The sequence below is a fragment of the Streptomyces sp. NPDC005752 genome (assembly GCF_040630715.1).
In the GTDB taxonomy this organism is placed as follows: Bacteria; Actinomycetota; Actinomycetes; order Streptomycetales; family Streptomycetaceae; genus Streptomyces.
Genome location: NZ_JBEXYB010000043.1, coordinates 47,159 through 61,259, shown reverse-complemented (window position 1 = coordinate 61,259; position 14,101 = coordinate 47,159). Strand labels below are relative to the sequence as shown.

Below are 14,101 nucleotides of genomic sequence, written 5' to 3'. Positions count from 1 at the left end.
GGCACCACACCCCACTGGACCAACTACTACAACCAACAACAACGCCGCCGCATCCCCCTCCCCACCTACCCCTTCCAACACAAACGCTACTGGCTGGAGCCCCAGGTCCCGCAGGCTGCGGTCCGGAACACCCCCGCCCCGCACCCACTGCTGGACCAGGTCCTGCTCCGGACGATGGGCCAGTCCGTCTTCCTCACCGAGTTCTCCCTGGAGCGTCACTGGGTGCTCTCGGAGCACAAACTGCTCGGCGAGGCGATAGTCCCCGGGACCACCTATCTGGAGATGGCCCGCGCCGCCGCGTCTCTGCACTTCGGCCGGCCGGCCACCGAACTCCGCGACGTCACGTTCCTGGTCCCGCTGCTCGTACAGGAGAGCGTCCCGCGCACCGCCCACACGACTGTCCGTGAACTTGACGACATGCAGGCGGAATTCACCGTCGCCAGCCTCGATCCGGCGGGTGACCACTGGACGGTGCACGTCCAGGGGACCGTCGGTGTCCGGCCGCATACCGCACCCGCGCCGCAGCAGGACCTGGAACGTCTGCGTGAAATCTGCTCCTTGGAGAGCGTGGACATCACCCTGCGGCAGACCGAGCACCAGGTCATGGAATTCGGGGACCGCTGGCGTAGCAGCCTGCCGACCGTGCACGTCGGAATCCGCGCCGCCCTCGGCGTGCTCGACCTGCCCGAGAAGTACCAGGACGAGTGCCAGGACCACCTCCTGCACCCGACACTGCTCGACCAGGCCACCGGCTTCAGCGGATTCGCCGTCCTGGACACCGCCGACGACCGCCGTCTCGCTCTCGGCAACCGGGATTTCTTCCTCCCGGTCGGCTACGACTCGCTACTCCTTCACGGCCCGCTGCCCGCCCGAGGGCTGAGCTTCGTCCAGCCGCACCCCGGCTACGCGAACAACACCGAGTTCCGCAAGGTCGACGTGCTGATCTGCGACGAGTCGGGGGCCACCGCGGCCGAGATCCGCGGCTTCACCGTCAAGCGCGTCACCGACGCCCGGCGCACGGTCGCGCAGCTGCGCCCGCACTCCCGTCACCATACGCTCAGGTGGGTACCGGCACCGGCGCCGCAGGGGCAGCATGCCCCGCCCGCCCGGGTGCTGGTCATCGGGGAAGAGGGCAGCATCGGCGCGGAGTTGTGTGCTGCGCTACGCGCACACGGCGTCGGTGTCACCGAGGCCGCGCTCGCGGACCGGTGGCAGCCGCTCGCTCCGGATCGGTACGAGATACCGCCCACCTCCGAGGGATTCGGCCGGCTGCTGGACGCGCTCGGCGCGGAGCTCCCGGACGAGGTCGTACACGTCGCGGCCCCGGCAGACGGCCGTGTCCAGCAGGACCTGGCTGTTCTGGAGGCTCGGCTCACCCACGGCGTCCACAGTCTGTTCCACCTGGCCCGCAGCCTCTCCGAGCGAGGCGTCGCCCCCGCAAGGCTCAGCGTGGTCGCGCCCTCGGTGGCACGGGTGACGGGCACCGAACAGGAGACGGCTCCCGTCCACGCGACCCTCTTCGGCCTGGCCAAGGTGGTCGGCCAGGAGTACGAGAACACCGACGTGTTCTGCCTCGACATCGCCGAGGACACCGTCCCCTCGGCCGTCTGCGCCGAGCTGCTCGGCGCGCGGACACCCACCACCGTGGCACTGCGCGACGGACTCCGGTACGTCGCGGAGCTCGCACCCGTGGACCTGCGTGACCAGCCGAGGTCCAGCCCGGTCCGCCCTGACGGGGTGTATCTGATCACCGGCGGTCTGGGCGGGCTGGGGCTGGCGGTCGCCCGCCATCTGAGCCGCTCGGTGCCGGGTGCGCGGCTGGCCCTGGTCAACCGAACCGAGCTGCCGCCGCGCGAAGGGTGGGACGCGGTCACCGACGTCAAGGTGCGAAGGCAGATCGACGCGCTGCGTGAACTGGCGGAGAACGGCGCCGAGGTGCGCAGCTACTCCGGCGACGTCACGGACCTGGCGGCGATGGAGCGCGTCGTCGCCCAGGTACGCGACGAGCTGGGTGCCATCGGCTGCATCGTCCACGCGGCAGGGGTCGCCGGGGACGGTTTCCTCTTCCGCAAGGACCCGGAGACCTTCCGTCGGACGCTGAACCCCAAGGTGCTCGGCGCCACCGTGCTGGACCTGGTCACTCAGGACGACCCGCCGGAGTGCATGGTCAACTTCGGTTCCACGGTGGCGCTCTTCGGTGCGGCCGGGCAGGGCGACTACACCGCCGCCAACAGCTACCTGGACCACTTCGCCGAGCAGCGCGGCGCGCGCGGCCGATGGACGGTGACGGTCGACTGGAGCGACTGGCTCGACACCGGGATGGCGTTCGACCACGGGGTCCAGCAGGATCAGGGCTTCTTCCGGTCGGTGTCGGTCGAGGACGGCCTCAGCAGCTTCGAGGAGGTCCTCGCCTCGGCCTGCACGCCCGTGGTCGTCGGTGAGATCAACTACCAGCAGCTGGGCGGGTCCGCCGGGCTCACGGAGCTGCTGCGCCGCGCACCGCTGGTACTCGCCGCCCCGATCCAGGAGGCCGTCGCCGCTGCCCGCAGCCGCGACACCGGTTCGGCCGCGGCGGCGGAGACGGCGCCGTCCGACGACGGTCCGAAGCTCTTCGGCAAGGAGAGCGGCGAGTACAGCGACACCGAACGTGCCCTCGCCCGGATCTGGGCCCGCGAGCTCGGCCACACCGAACTCAATGTGCACGACTCCTCGTTCGCACTCGGGGTGGACTCGCTTACAGCGCTCCGGATCGCCCAGAGCATCCAGAAGATCATGGACATCCGGGTCTCCATGGTCGACCTGTTCCGCTACGTCACGATCGCGGAACTCGCCGAGCATCTGGACGCCAGGGACACCCCGAGCTGACCGGGACGGCCTGATCCCCCTCTGCTCCGCAGAGGGGGATACCGTGAGCATCCGTACGTGGGCGCGATCGGCCGTGGAGTCGCGCGGTCCTTCGCGGAGTCGGGGGTTTCGACGTTCTCGTAGACATGGGGGGGCCGGCTGTGCCGACGTCGATGACCGGGCTGCGAGCGGCCCTGGACAGGGCGTCGTCACCTTCTTCTTCGCAGCGCGTTCGCGCGGGGCGTGATCTTGCGCCCTTCACCGGTGTCCCCGCGGCGGCTGTCGCGTTGCCGGTCCTGCTGCTGGACATCGCGGACACGAGGGTGACCCGGCGGACGGCAGAGGCCCTGGCCCGGGTGGGGACGGTGGCTGCGGTGCGGCTCATCGCCCTGGCGCTCGCCGAAGCGGACGACAGCCATGCCGACTGGATACAGACCGGGGTGCATGACGTCCTCTCGGGACCGCAGAGTGTGCCTGACATCGCGGGGGCCTGCGCGCGTCTCGTCCGGGACGAGGATGCGGCTGTCCGTGAGGGCGCCCGGGAGATCCTGGAGTGGACGGACGACGCAGGACCCTGACGACGGCCTCGGCGCTACTGGATCGCGCAGGCGCACTCGATCGCCCCGCGCCTCGGCGAGGGCCGCGTGAACCGCCGCGCCGTGCCCCGCCGTCAGCGGCCGTACGTGGTGCGGCAGAGGGCGACGATCTCGGCCGACGCGACCCCGCGGCCCGACGCGCAGACGGTGCGCATGTCGTAGGTCTTCCGCTGCTGGGCCCGGCGGGGCGTCCCCGCACGGCGTGGCGGTTCGGGGCGGGCGGGAGTCACGCGCCGCGGCTGCTGCCGGACCTCCTGGCGGGCCGGTGGTGCCACCGCGTCCGCGGCACCCGTCCCTCCTCCCTTCCTCTTCTTCCCGCTCGCACGCTCCTGCCGCTCGTCGGTCTCACCCAGAACGTCATGGACGGCCGGGGGCGCGACGGGCTCCCTGGACGCCTGCGCGGCGGGGGCGTGGCCGGAGCGCGAGGAGGCCGCGGGTGCGGGCCTCGCACCTTCGGCCGGGACGGAGACGCAGCCGGCCGTGCTCAGCAGGGCGACGAGCGCGAGGGACAAGGACCGCAGGTTCATGCCCTGGTCAACGACGATCCGCGCGACCGGACACGTCCGGAACCTTTCGGTCCGGGGGATGCCGCCGCTCAGCCGGACAGCCCTGCCCGGGCGATGTCCAGCGCGCGGCGGACCGTGCGGGGAAGAGAGGCCGGCTGCGGGTCCGTGCTCCATGCCCACTGCTCGACCGCGATGCGGAGGGCGCCGTTGAGCAGCGTCGCCTGCATCCGTGGCTCGAGGTCGTCCGGCCGGTGTCCCGTGCGCCCGGCGATGACCTCGGCGAAGACCAGCTCCGCGTCGTGGTGGACCTGGAGCCACACGGCGCGCAGTCCGGGCTCGGTGCGGGTGAGCAGGACCAGGTCGCGGAGCGCTTCCGCGTCGGTGTCCGCCGACGCGGCCGGGAGCGAGGACGGGGTCCCGCCGACGACTTCCACCAGTGGCCGGTCACGTGGCCAGGACCTCATGAGCGCGGTGACGAAATCGAGCGCGTAGGTCAGCAGGGGGCTGACGCACAGTTCCTTGGACGAGGTGTAGCGCCACAGGGTCCGCTGCGAGATTCCCGCCGCGGCGGCGATCTCGTCGGCGGTCGTCGCGGCCACGCCCCGCTCGGCGAAGAGACGTACGGCCACGCGGGCGATCTCCAGCCGGGTCGCGGCCTTGCGGCGTTCGGTCAGCGGGGGGCGTCCGAGGCGGCTTCCGCCGTCGGCCGCCGTCCCGGCGGAGTCCGGGGCAGGCCCCTGCGTCTCACCTCTGTGCGCGGTTTCCACGGCTGGCCACCTTCCTTCGAGCTGCGGACATCGTAGCCATTCTCCTTTATGGCACTACTGGCCATGTTGGCAGTCTGCGCCATTAAAGATAGCGTGCGGTTCCGCCACCAACACGAGGAGCATCACGTGAGCGTCAGCACCAGCGGCCCCGGCCGCAGCGTCATCGTCACCGGCGCGGGATCGGGCATCGGCCGGGCCACCGCCCTGCTGTTCGCGCAGGAGGGCGCCCGGGTCGTCGTCGCCGACGTGGACGAGGCGGCCGCCCTCGCCGCCGCCGAGGAGGTGACGCGGAGCGGCGGAACCGCGGCGACCGTGATCGGGGACCTGCGGGACCAGGCCGTCGTCGACCGGGTCACGGCGACGGCCGTCGAGGAGTTCGGCGGCATAGACGTCCTGGTCAACAACGCCGGGGTCATGGACAGCATGTCGGCCGCGGCCGACACCGGCGACGACGAGTGGGAGCGCGTCATCGGCATCAACCTCACGGCCCCGTTCCGCCTCACCCGGGCCGCACTGCCGCACATGCTCGCAGCGGGCAAGGGCGCCATCGTCTTCACCGCCTCCGAGGCCTCCCTGCGGGGCAGCGCGGCGGGAGCCGCGTACACGGTGTCCAAGCACGGCATCGCCGGTCTGACGAAGTCGCTGGCGGTCATGTACCGCGACCAGGGCATCCGTTCCAACGCCATCGCACCCGGCGGCACCGTCACCAACATCCGGGTCGACGCCGCCCGGGACGCCCACGGCCCGGGCGCCCTCGCCCCCTACATGGGCAACGTCGGCTCGCCCGCCCGGGCGGAGGAGCAGGCGGCGGCGATCGTCTTCCTCGCCTCGGACGCGGCGAGCAACATCAGTGGGGCGATCCTTCCGGTCGACAACGGCTGGTCCGCGGTCTGACCGACCCTCACCCGGCGGACACGACCCCGGGGCGCCTCGGGCCGGCCGGCCGACGCCCCTTCCAGGTCGGCGTCCGCCTGTTTCCGGACACCTTCCGCCACCCGATCACGCCTACGATATGCATCAACCACATGATGTGTACTATGCACTTCATGAGCACGGGACGCGTGGCAAGTCCACCAGGAACCGGTGGAGTTGCCCGTGAACGCCTCCGGAGGCAGCCCGTCCTGTTCTGCGAGGGGGCAGGAGCATCCGCCCGGTGCGCCGCCCCTCCCCCGTGCCGGCCGGGACCCTCCGGCCGACGCGGCCCCTTCGCCCGCGACGCCCCGCCCGCAGGCCCTCCGGCCCGCCCGTGGCAGGCGCGGGAGCGCCGGGTACGCCGACGTCCGTACGACAACCAGCCCTGATCCCGCCCCCTTGGAATGAGGCCCGTATGCCCTCCCCCCACACCTCACCCACGCCCACCGGCCCCGATGGCCGCGAGCTCGGCTTCGACCCCGAAGAGCTGCGTCTGAAGTACCGCGAGGAACGCGACCGGCGGATCCGTCCCGACGGCAGCGCCCAGTACAGGCGAACCGCCGGCGAGTTCGGCTACTACGACGCCGACCCGCACGCCGACCCGCACCTCACGCGGGCCCCGTTGCGGGACCGGGTCGACGCGGTGATCGTCGGCGGCGGATTCGGCGGCCTGCTCGCCGCCGCGCGGCTGCGTCAGGCGGGCGTGCGCTCGATCCGGGTGATCGAGAAGGGCGGGGACTTCGGCGGCACCTGGTACTGGAACCGGTATCCGGGCATCCACTGCGACATCGACTCCTACACCTACATGCCGCTGCTGGAGGAGGTCGGCTACGTCCCGAAGTGGAAGTACGCCCCGGGCGAGGAGATCCGCGAGCACGCGCAGGCCGTGGCGCGGCACTTCGACCTCTACCGCGACGCCTGCTTCCAGACCGAGGCCACCGAACTGCGCTGGGACGACGACGCGTCGGAGTGGACGGTCACGACGGACCGCGGTGACCGCATGAGGGCCCGCTACGTGGTGGTGTCCAGCGGCACGCTCAGCCAGGCGAAGCTGCCCGGCATCGAGGGGATCGAGACCTTCGAGGGCCACACCTTCCACACCAGCCGCTGGGACTACGCCTACACCGGAGGGGACCAGGACGGCGGCCTGGTGGGGCTCGCCGACAAACGAGTGGCGCTCATCGGTACCGGCGCCACGGCCATCCAGGTCGTACCTCACCTCGCAGCCGACGCGCGGCAGGTGCACGTGTTCCAGCGCACGCCCTCCTCGGTCGACGTCCGCGACAACCGGCCCACCGACCCGGAATGGGCGAAGTCGCTCCGGCCCGGCTGGCAGCGGCGGCGGATGGAGAACTTCCTCGAGGTCGTCACCGGCAGGACGGTCGGCGAGGACCTGGTGGACGACGCCTGGACCAGCACGGCCCGCCTGCAGGAGAAGCTCATCCCGACCGACGCCTACGCGGATGTCCCGGCCGAGGAGCGGGAACGGGCCTACGAGATAGCCGACTTCCAGAAGATGAACGAGATCCGTGCCCGCGTGGACGCCCTCGTGGAGGACCGCGAGACGGCCGAGAAGCTCAAGCCGTGGTACCGCTACATGTGCAAGCGGCCCACGTTCAGCGACCACTACCTCCAGGCCTTCAACCGCCCCAACGTCACCCTCGTCGACACCGCGGACAGCCATGGGGTCGAACGCATCACCCGGAACTCCGTGGTGGTCGGCGGCGTCGAGTACGAGGTCGACTGCATCATCTTCGCGACCGGGTTCGAAGTCGGCATCTCCGGCGTGATGTCGGGGAAGCTGCCGGTGTACGGACGGGGCGGGGTGTCCCTGCTGGAGTCCTGGGCCGAGGGTCCGAAGACGCTCCACGGGTTCTACAGCCACGGCTTCCCGAACTTCTTCCAGCTGGGTCCGCTGCAGAACGCCAGCGCCGTCAACTACGTCCACATCCTCGACGAGCAGGCCACGCACGTCGCCGAGGTCGTCGCCGAGTCCGGCAGGCGCCGGGCCCGGCACGTCGAGCCGACCGTCGAGGCGCAGGAGGAGTGGGTGGCCACGATCCGCCGGAAGGCTCCGAGCCTGCACGCGTTCCAGGCGGAGTGCACCCCCGGGTACTACAACAACGAGGGCAGGCCGCGGGCGCGCAGCGAGTCCTTCGGCGACGGCCCGGTCGCCTTCCACGCACTGCTCAGGAACTGGCGCGCGGGCGACGGCATGAACGACGTCCTGGCCGAGGCGGAGTGACGGGGGCGCGCGACGGGCGCGCGGCCTTCCCAGCAGGTTCGGCACCGGTCCGCCGTGGGGCTCACCCCCGGCGGGCCCGCCGGGGGGTGCGGCGGCGCCGCTGACCGGGGCCTGTGAACGAGGGGCCGGCCGCTTTGCGTGTCCTCCCGGTCCGGCATGGGCGTGCCGTCCCCGGGGCGGGCGCCGTCGCACCGCCCTGGGTACAGTCGGGCTACCGATCACCGATCCAGGAGGAGCACACCCGGACATGGCGGTGGACGTCCTCGACACCCGCATCCTCCGGCTGCTCATCGAGCAGCCGCGCACCAGCGTGCGCGAGTACGCGCGCATCCTCGGTGTGGCACGCGGCACCCTTCAGGCACGGCTGGACCGTCTGGAGCGGGACGGGGTGATCACGGGCACGGGCCCGGCCCTCTCCCCCGCGGCCCTGGGCCACCCCGTACTGGCCTTCGTCCACCTGGAGGTCACCCAGGGGCACCTGGACGAGGTGGGCGACGCGCTCGCCGCCGTCCCGGAGATCATCGAGGTCTTCTCGACCACCGGGGGCGGCGACCTCCTGACCCGTGTCGTGGCCCGCGACAACGGGCATCTGGAGGACGTGATCCAGCAGTTGATCCAGCTCCCCGGCGTGGTCAGGACCCGGACCGAGGTTGCTCTGCGCGAGCGTGTGGCGCACCGGGTGCTGCCCCTGGTCGAGGCGGTGGGGCGGGCGGCGGGCGGGGCCGTCTGACCACGGTCGGGCATGCTGGGGACCATGAAGACCCCGCGCCCGGCACCGCCCGTCCTCTTCGACCTCGACGGCACCCTCGTCGACAGCGAACCGAACTACTACGAGGCGGGGCGCCGGCTCCTCGCCCGTTACGGCGTGCGGGACTTCAGCTGGGAGAACCACACGCGCTTCATCGGGATCGGCACCCGTGAGACCCTCACCGTCCTGCGCGAGGAGTACGGGATCGGGGCGCCGGTCGACGAACTGCTGGCCGGGAAGAACGCCCTCTACCTGGAGCTCGCCGGGACGTCCACCGCCGCCTTCCCGGAGATGCGCACCCTCGTCGAGCGGCTGTACGGGGACGGCGTGCCGATGGCGGTGGCGTCAGGGTCGTCCAGGGCCGCGATCGCGGCCACGCTCCAGGTCACGGGGCTGGAGGCGTACCTCCCCGTCTACGTCTCGGCGGAGGAGGTGGCGCACGGCAAGCCGGAGCCCGATGTGTTCCTGGAGGCGGCGCGGAGGCTCGGCGTGGCGCCGGACTCGTGTGTGGTCCTGGAGGACGCCGTCCCCGGCGTCCGGGCTGCGCACGCGGCGGGGATGCGCTGTGTGGCGATTCCTGACACCGACGCGACGCCGGACGGTCCGGTGTTCGGGCGGGCCGAGTTGCTGTTCCCCGGCGGGCAGGCCGAATTCACCGCCGCGGCTGTGCTCGACTGGCTCGCCGCGGGCTGAGAACAGGCCGGTCCGGCCCCGCGATTGGCCGGATCCGGCGCCCATGGCTCGGGCCGGGCGAGCGGAGGTCCGGGGGACGGATATCCTGATCAAGCCGCGCACCCCCACGCACCGTACCGAGGCGATGAGCCCGTTGAGGTCGCCGCCGCGGCAGTCGGAGCGGGCCACAAATCGAGATTGGTGTGCACAGGTGCTGGTTGCTGGACGGTACCGGCTGATATCCCCCATCGGCCGTGGTGGTATGGGCGAGGTGTGGCGCGCCACGGACGAAGTGCTGGGCCGTGCCGTGGCGGTGAAGCTGCTGCTGGGCGACCAGGCCGACGCCTCGTCGACGGCGCGCTTCCGTCTGGAGGCGCAGACGGCGGCACGTCTGAGCCACCCTCATCTGGTGGCCGTGTTCGACTTCGGCTCCTGGGAGGACCGCTTCTATCTGGTGATGGAACTCGTCGAGGGCAGGAGCCTCGGGGATCTGCTGGAGGCCCAGGAGACGGTCCATCCCGAGCAGGTCGCCCTGATCGCCGGCCAGGCCGCCGCCGGACTGGCCGCGGCCCACCGGCAGGGCATCGTCCACCGCGACATCAAGCCCGGGAACCTAATGCTGGACGCGGACGGATCCGTGAAGATCGGTGATTTCGGTATCGCCCAGTTCGTCGACGACCCCTCGACGGCGCTGACCACGGCCGGCCACATCGTCGGTACGAGTCTTTACCTGGCTCCCGAGCGGGCTCTCGGGCGTACGGCCGACTCCGCGTCGGACATGTACTCCCTCGGCTGTGTCATCTACCAACTCCTGGCGGGGCAGCCTCCGTTCCGCTCGGACACGGCGACCGCGACGCTCTACCAGCATGTGGACACGCCTCCGGTGCCGGTCAGACAGCGGGGTGTGGACGTCTCCCCCGCCTTCGACTCGTACCTCCTGGGCCTGCTGGCGAAGAAGCCCGAGGAGCGGCCGACCGCGCAGCAGGTGTCCGACTGGTTCCGCACGGACGCCTGGCGCGGGCGGCCCGAGCCGCTGCCGCAGCACGCGGCGGCTTCCCCGCGTCCCGCGGCCCCCGGCACCTCACAGGTCCCGGCTCAGGGCGCCGCCCCGGGCACCGGGGGCGTGTCGACGTACCGGCTGCCGCAGGCCACCGGACGCAGACGGGCGGCGCCCGCGCCGCGGGCGCCCAGACCGGCCACGACGCGCCGGATCAGTACGGGTGAGGCCATCCGCCGCCGTCCCCGTGTGGCGAGCGCGGTGGCCGGAACGGTCGCCTTCCTCGCGGCGGTGTACCTGGGCACGATCCTCTTCGCGCCGGACACCGGAGCGGCGGACACTCCGGATCCCGGTCCCTCGCCGACGGCCGGGCTCGACTCACCCGCGCCGGACGGGTCTGCGGCGAATCCCGCTCAGGACGACGACGGGGACGACTGAGCCCCCGGGCTCACCAGCGCGGGTGCACCTCGGCGCGGATGCGGCGGTCGTACAGGTCGCGGACCGCGTCCAGGGTGCTCTGCGGGAGTGGTGGGAGTGAGGCGGCCGACGCGTTGGCGGCGGCCTGCTCCGTCGAGCGCGCACCGGGGATGACGCTGGTGACACCCGGCTGCTGGATGATCCAGCGCAGAGCGGTCTGTGCCGGGGTGGCGCCCTCCGGGGCGAGCCCGGCGAATTCCGCGGCGGCGGCCACACCGGTCGCGTAGTCGACACCGGAGAACGTCTCCCCCTGGTCGAACGCCTCACCGTGGCGGTTGTACGTGCGGTGGTCCTCGGGGGCGAAGACCGTGTCGGCGGTGTACCTGCCGGACAGCAGCCCGGACGCGAGCGGGACTCGCGCGATGATGCCGACGCCGGCTTCGACAGCGGCCGGGAGCACGTCGTCGAGCGGCTTGAGGCGGAACGGGTTGAGGATGATCTGGACACTGGCGACACCGGGCCGGGCGATGGCCGTGAGTGCCTCGGCACACGTTTCGACGCTGACTGCGTAGGCGGCGATCCGCTGCTCGGCGACCAGCGTGTCGAGGGCGTCGTACACGGCGTCCGAGGAGTAGACGGCCGTGGGCGGGCAGTGCAGCTGTACGAGGTCGAGGGTGTCGACGCCGAGGTTGGTCCGCGAGCGGTCGTTCCAGGCGCGGAAGTTGTCCAGTACGTAGTTCTCCGGAAGCTGTTCCGCGCGCCGGCCCATCTTGGTGGCGACGAAGAGGCCGGCGTCCGGGCGGTCCTTCAGATAGCGGCCGATCAGCTGTTCGCTGCGGCCGTCGCCGTACACGTCGGCGGTGTCGAAGAAGGTGACTCCCGCCTCGACGGCGGCGTCGAGGACGCCGAAGGCATCCGCCTCCCGCACCTCGCCCCAGTCCCCGCCCAGCTGCCAGGTGCCCTGTCCTACGACCGATACGTCACGGCCGGTCCTGCCGAGTGTGCGCTGCTCCATGCGGATCATGCTACGTCGGCACGCGGGACCGGCGGCGTGGGCCGCCGGTCCCGCCCGGCGTCAGTCGCCGGTGGTCACGCGCACGTAGTCGACGACCAGCTGCTGCGGGAAGCTGGTGCTGCCGTCCGGGTCGCCGGGCCAGTAGCCGCCCACGGCGAGGTTGAGGATGAGGAAGAACGGCTTGTCGAACACCCAGGCGTTGCCGTTGAGGTCCGCGGGTGTCCTTCGCTGGTAGACGGTGCCGTCGACGGACCAGGTGATGGAGTCGGGGGCCCAGTCCACCGCGAAGGTGTGGAAGTCGTCGGCGAAGGCTGCTCCGCCGGGGAGCGTGTAGCCGGCGCCGATGCCGCCCGAGCCGGAGTAGCCGGGGCCGTGCAGGGTGCCGTGGACGGTGCCGGGTTCGAAGCCGACGTTCTCCATGATGTCGATCTCACCGCTGTTGGGCCAGCCGACGCTTCCGATGTCGGCGCCGAGCATCCAGAAGGCGGGCCATATGCCCTGTCCGCGCGGGATCTTCATCCTGCTCTCGACGTGTCCGTACGTCGAGGTGAACTTGCCGGAGGTGTTGAGACGGGACGAGGTGTACTCGCAGGTGCCGTACCAGCACTGGTAGTTGCCGGGGTTCTCCTTGCGCGCGGTGATGACGAGGTTGCCCTGGCCGTCGAGTGCGGCGTTGTCGTTGCCCGCCGTGTAGTACTGCCGTTCGTGGTTGTTGACGTTGTCGCCGGTCTCGGTCTGCCACTTCCCGCCGTCGACGGCGGAGCCCGCGGGGCCGTCGAACTCGTCGGCGAAGGCCACGGCCGCCGCCTTGCGGGATTCGGTGGAGGACGCAGCCGAGTGGGGGTCGGGTGCGGCGGAGGCTCCGGCGGGGACCGCGGTCATGACCACGGAGCAGCAGAGCAGGGAGAGGGCGGTGTACAGAGTCGCGCGGCGCTTCCTGGAGGGACGGCGCACGGCGGGGTGGGGGGAAGGCACAGTCACCACATCATTTCTGTGGGGAGATGACAGTCATGTGCATGACAGATGACGCCGAGAGGTGAACACGTGACGCACCCGCCCCTGGCGTATCTTTCAACTCTTGATTTAAGGCAGTGGCCCACGGCCCGTCAAGGACCTGGTCCAGACCGGGCGGGTACGGGTAGAAGTCACCGCCGCGGGGAACGGACAACCCATGCGCATCCGTATCGAAGTCGCCCTTCCCGCAGCCCTGGTCCTCTCGTTCGCCCTGTCGGCTCCCGCCGCCGCGACGGCCGCCTCGCCCGCGCCCGTCCTCCCCACCTGTCGGGAGAGCAGTCTGAAGGTCGCCGCAGCGGTCTCGGGCACGCCCGAAACGGTGCGGATCAGCGTCACCAACGACGGGCGGCAGACCTGCGCCGTCGACCGCATCCCCACGGTCGTCTTCGGCGACCTGGACGGCCCCGCCCTGCCGGTGCCCGAGGGCGAGAGCGGTCCGTACCCCGTGCCGGCCGGCCGTACTGTCCACGCCGCGGTGCGCACCCTGGACCCGGCCGCCACGGAGCTGCGGGTCGTGGACCGGCTGACGGTCGCCGGGGACCCCGGGCACCGGGGGCGGACCTTCGACGCCGCCTCGCTGGGGGCTCCGGACGGAATCCGGGTCTGGGAGCCGGTCACGACCTGGTGGCACCGGTCGAGTGAGGCGGCCGACGCGGCGCTCGAACGGCACACGCACTGACCGGCCTCCCCGTGCCGCCGCCATGCGGCCCGACGTCGGCGGCGGCACAGTGGAGACATGGACTGTGCGGGGCTCGCGTGGCCCCTGCCGGGCGGGTGCGCATCGTCCGACGCATCGGCGGAAGGATCAGTCGTGGACAGCGAGAGCACACGGCGTTTCGTGGTGCAGATCCACGACGCCCGGCGTATGCATTTCGACTTCCGGCTCGAGGTCGACGGCGTCCTGAGATCCTGGGCCGTTCCGCGCGGCCCGTCGGACAACCCGAGTGACAAGCGGCTGGCGGTGCCGACGGACGACCATCCCCTGGCATACCGCGAGTTCGAGGGCGTCATTCCGCGGGACGAGCAGGGCAGCGGCACAGTGATCGTCTGGGACCAGGGCACCTACAGCCCGACCAGCCACGACCTCGCGGGCGCCCCCGTCCCGTTCGCCGAGTCACTGGAACGCGGCCACGCCACGTTCCGGCTCGACGGGACCAAGCTGCACGGCGAATTCGCGCTCACCCGCTTCCACGTCGACGACGAGGACGGGGCCCGCAGCCCTGAGGCATGGCTGCTGATCAAGGCCGACGACCGGCAGGCGGTCCACGACCGCCCGGGTACCCCCGATCCTTACCACGCCCGCTCGGCCCGCACCGGCCGCACGCTGCACCAGGTCGCCGTGGCGGAGCGGGAGGGCATGGGCTGAGA

At 71.6% G+C, this 14,101-nt stretch carries 13 protein-coding genes; 9 read left to right on the top strand and 4 right to left on the bottom strand.

What is annotated here, in order from left to right; translation table 11 throughout:
• On the top strand, window positions 1-2,865 hold a 2,865-nt coding region (locus ABZ441_RS29030), incomplete at its 5' end, for an SDR family NAD(P)-dependent oxidoreductase (RefSeq protein ID WP_358979560.1).
• A 140-nt stretch (window positions 2,866-3,005) separates the two neighbouring features.
• Window positions 3,006-3,422, top strand: a complete 417-nt coding sequence (locus ABZ441_RS29025) for a hypothetical protein (RefSeq protein ID WP_358979558.1) — start codon at window positions 3,006-3,008, stop codon at window positions 3,420-3,422.
• 92 nt (window positions 3,423-3,514) lie between these two features.
• Here ABZ441_RS29025 and ABZ441_RS29020 read toward each other — a convergent pair whose 3' ends face one another.
• Both ABZ441_RS29020 and ABZ441_RS29015 read right to left on the bottom strand, forming a co-directional pair.
• Window positions 3,515-3,952, bottom strand: a complete 438-nt coding sequence (locus ABZ441_RS29020; protein WP_358979556.1) for a hypothetical protein — start codon at window positions 3,950-3,952, stop codon at window positions 3,515-3,517.
• Between the two features lie 83 nt (window positions 3,953-4,035).
• A complete protein-coding gene (locus ABZ441_RS29015) occupies window positions 4,036-4,620 on the bottom strand; it encodes a TetR family transcriptional regulator (protein WP_358979564.1) in 585 nt (194 codons plus the stop codon).
• A gap of 219 nt (window positions 4,621-4,839) precedes the next feature.
• On the opposite strand from ABZ441_RS29015, the gene ABZ441_RS29010 reads away from it, so the two are divergent.
• From ABZ441_RS29010 to ABZ441_RS28990, 5 genes are all read left to right on the top strand, one after another.
• Window positions 4,840-5,607: an SDR family oxidoreductase gene (locus tag ABZ441_RS29010; RefSeq protein WP_358979554.1), complete on the top strand. Its 768-nt coding sequence runs from the start codon at window positions 4,840-4,842 to the stop codon at window positions 5,605-5,607.
• 433 nt (window positions 5,608-6,040) lie between these two features.
• Window positions 6,041-7,870: an NAD(P)/FAD-dependent oxidoreductase gene (locus tag ABZ441_RS29005; protein WP_358979552.1), complete on the top strand. Its 1,830-nt coding sequence runs from the start codon at window positions 6,041-6,043 to the stop codon at window positions 7,868-7,870.
• A gap of 247 nt (window positions 7,871-8,117) precedes the next feature.
• Window positions 8,118-8,600 carry an Lrp/AsnC family transcriptional regulator gene (locus ABZ441_RS29000; RefSeq protein ID WP_358979550.1) on the top strand — a complete coding sequence of 161 codons (483 nt, stop codon included), beginning with the start codon at window positions 8,118-8,120 and terminating at the stop codon, window positions 8,598-8,600.
• A gap of 24 nt (window positions 8,601-8,624) precedes the next feature.
• Window positions 8,625-9,311, top strand: coding sequence for an HAD family phosphatase (locus ABZ441_RS28995; protein ID WP_358979547.1), 687 nt, complete (start codon window positions 8,625-8,627; stop codon window positions 9,309-9,311).
• A 190-nt stretch (window positions 9,312-9,501) separates the two neighbouring features.
• Window positions 9,502-10,725 carry a serine/threonine-protein kinase gene (locus ABZ441_RS28990; protein ID WP_358979545.1) on the top strand — a complete coding sequence of 408 codons (1,224 nt, stop codon included), beginning with the start codon at window positions 9,502-9,504 and terminating at the stop codon, window positions 10,723-10,725.
• A gap of 10 nt (window positions 10,726-10,735) precedes the next feature.
• Here the strand turns inward: ABZ441_RS28990 and ABZ441_RS28985 are convergent, their stop codons facing one another.
• Together ABZ441_RS28985 and ABZ441_RS28980 are read right to left on the bottom strand one after the other, a co-directional pair.
• The gene (locus tag ABZ441_RS28985; RefSeq protein WP_358979543.1) at window positions 10,736-11,728 is read right to left on the bottom strand and encodes an aldo/keto reductase; all 993 of its coding nucleotides are present in this window, start codon (window positions 11,726-11,728) and stop codon (window positions 10,736-10,738) included.
• Window positions 11,729-11,779: 51 nt separating this feature from the next.
• Entirely contained in the window at window positions 11,780-12,700 is a 921-nt protein-coding gene (locus tag ABZ441_RS28980; protein ID WP_358979541.1) for a glycoside hydrolase family 16 protein, read from the bottom strand.
• Window positions 12,701-12,890: 190 nt separating this feature from the next.
• Between ABZ441_RS28980 and ABZ441_RS28975 the strand changes: the two genes are divergently transcribed.
• The gene (locus tag ABZ441_RS28975) at window positions 12,891-13,412 is read left to right on the top strand and encodes a DUF4232 domain-containing protein (protein WP_358979539.1); all 522 of its coding nucleotides are present in this window, start codon (window positions 12,891-12,893) and stop codon (window positions 13,410-13,412) included.
• Window positions 13,413-13,544: 132 nt separating this feature from the next.
• Window positions 13,545-14,099, top strand: coding sequence for a DNA polymerase ligase N-terminal domain-containing protein (locus ABZ441_RS28970; RefSeq protein ID WP_358979537.1), 555 nt, complete (start codon window positions 13,545-13,547; stop codon window positions 14,097-14,099).
• The last annotated feature ends 2 nt before the right edge of the window (window positions 14,100-14,101 follow it).

What these genes read in the sequence shown, in the direction of transcription:
- ABZ441_RS29005 (WP_358979552.1), top strand. Translation starts at nt 6,041, where the DNA reads ATGCCCTCCCCCCACACCTCACCCACGCCCACCGGCCCCGATGGCCGC.
- ABZ441_RS29000 (WP_358979550.1), top strand. Translation starts at nt 8,118, where the DNA reads ATGGCGGTGGACGTCCTCGACACCCGCATCCTCCGGCTGCTCATCGAG.
- ABZ441_RS28995 (WP_358979547.1), top strand. Translation starts at nt 8,625, where the DNA reads ATGAAGACCCCGCGCCCGGCACCGCCCGTCCTCTTCGACCTCGACGGC.
- ABZ441_RS28985 (WP_358979543.1), bottom strand. Translation starts at nt 11,728, where the DNA reads ATGATCCGCATGGAGCAGCGCACACTCGGCAGGACCGGCCGTGACGTA.
- ABZ441_RS28975 (WP_358979539.1), top strand. Translation starts at nt 12,891, where the DNA reads ATGCGCATCCGTATCGAAGTCGCCCTTCCCGCAGCCCTGGTCCTCTCG.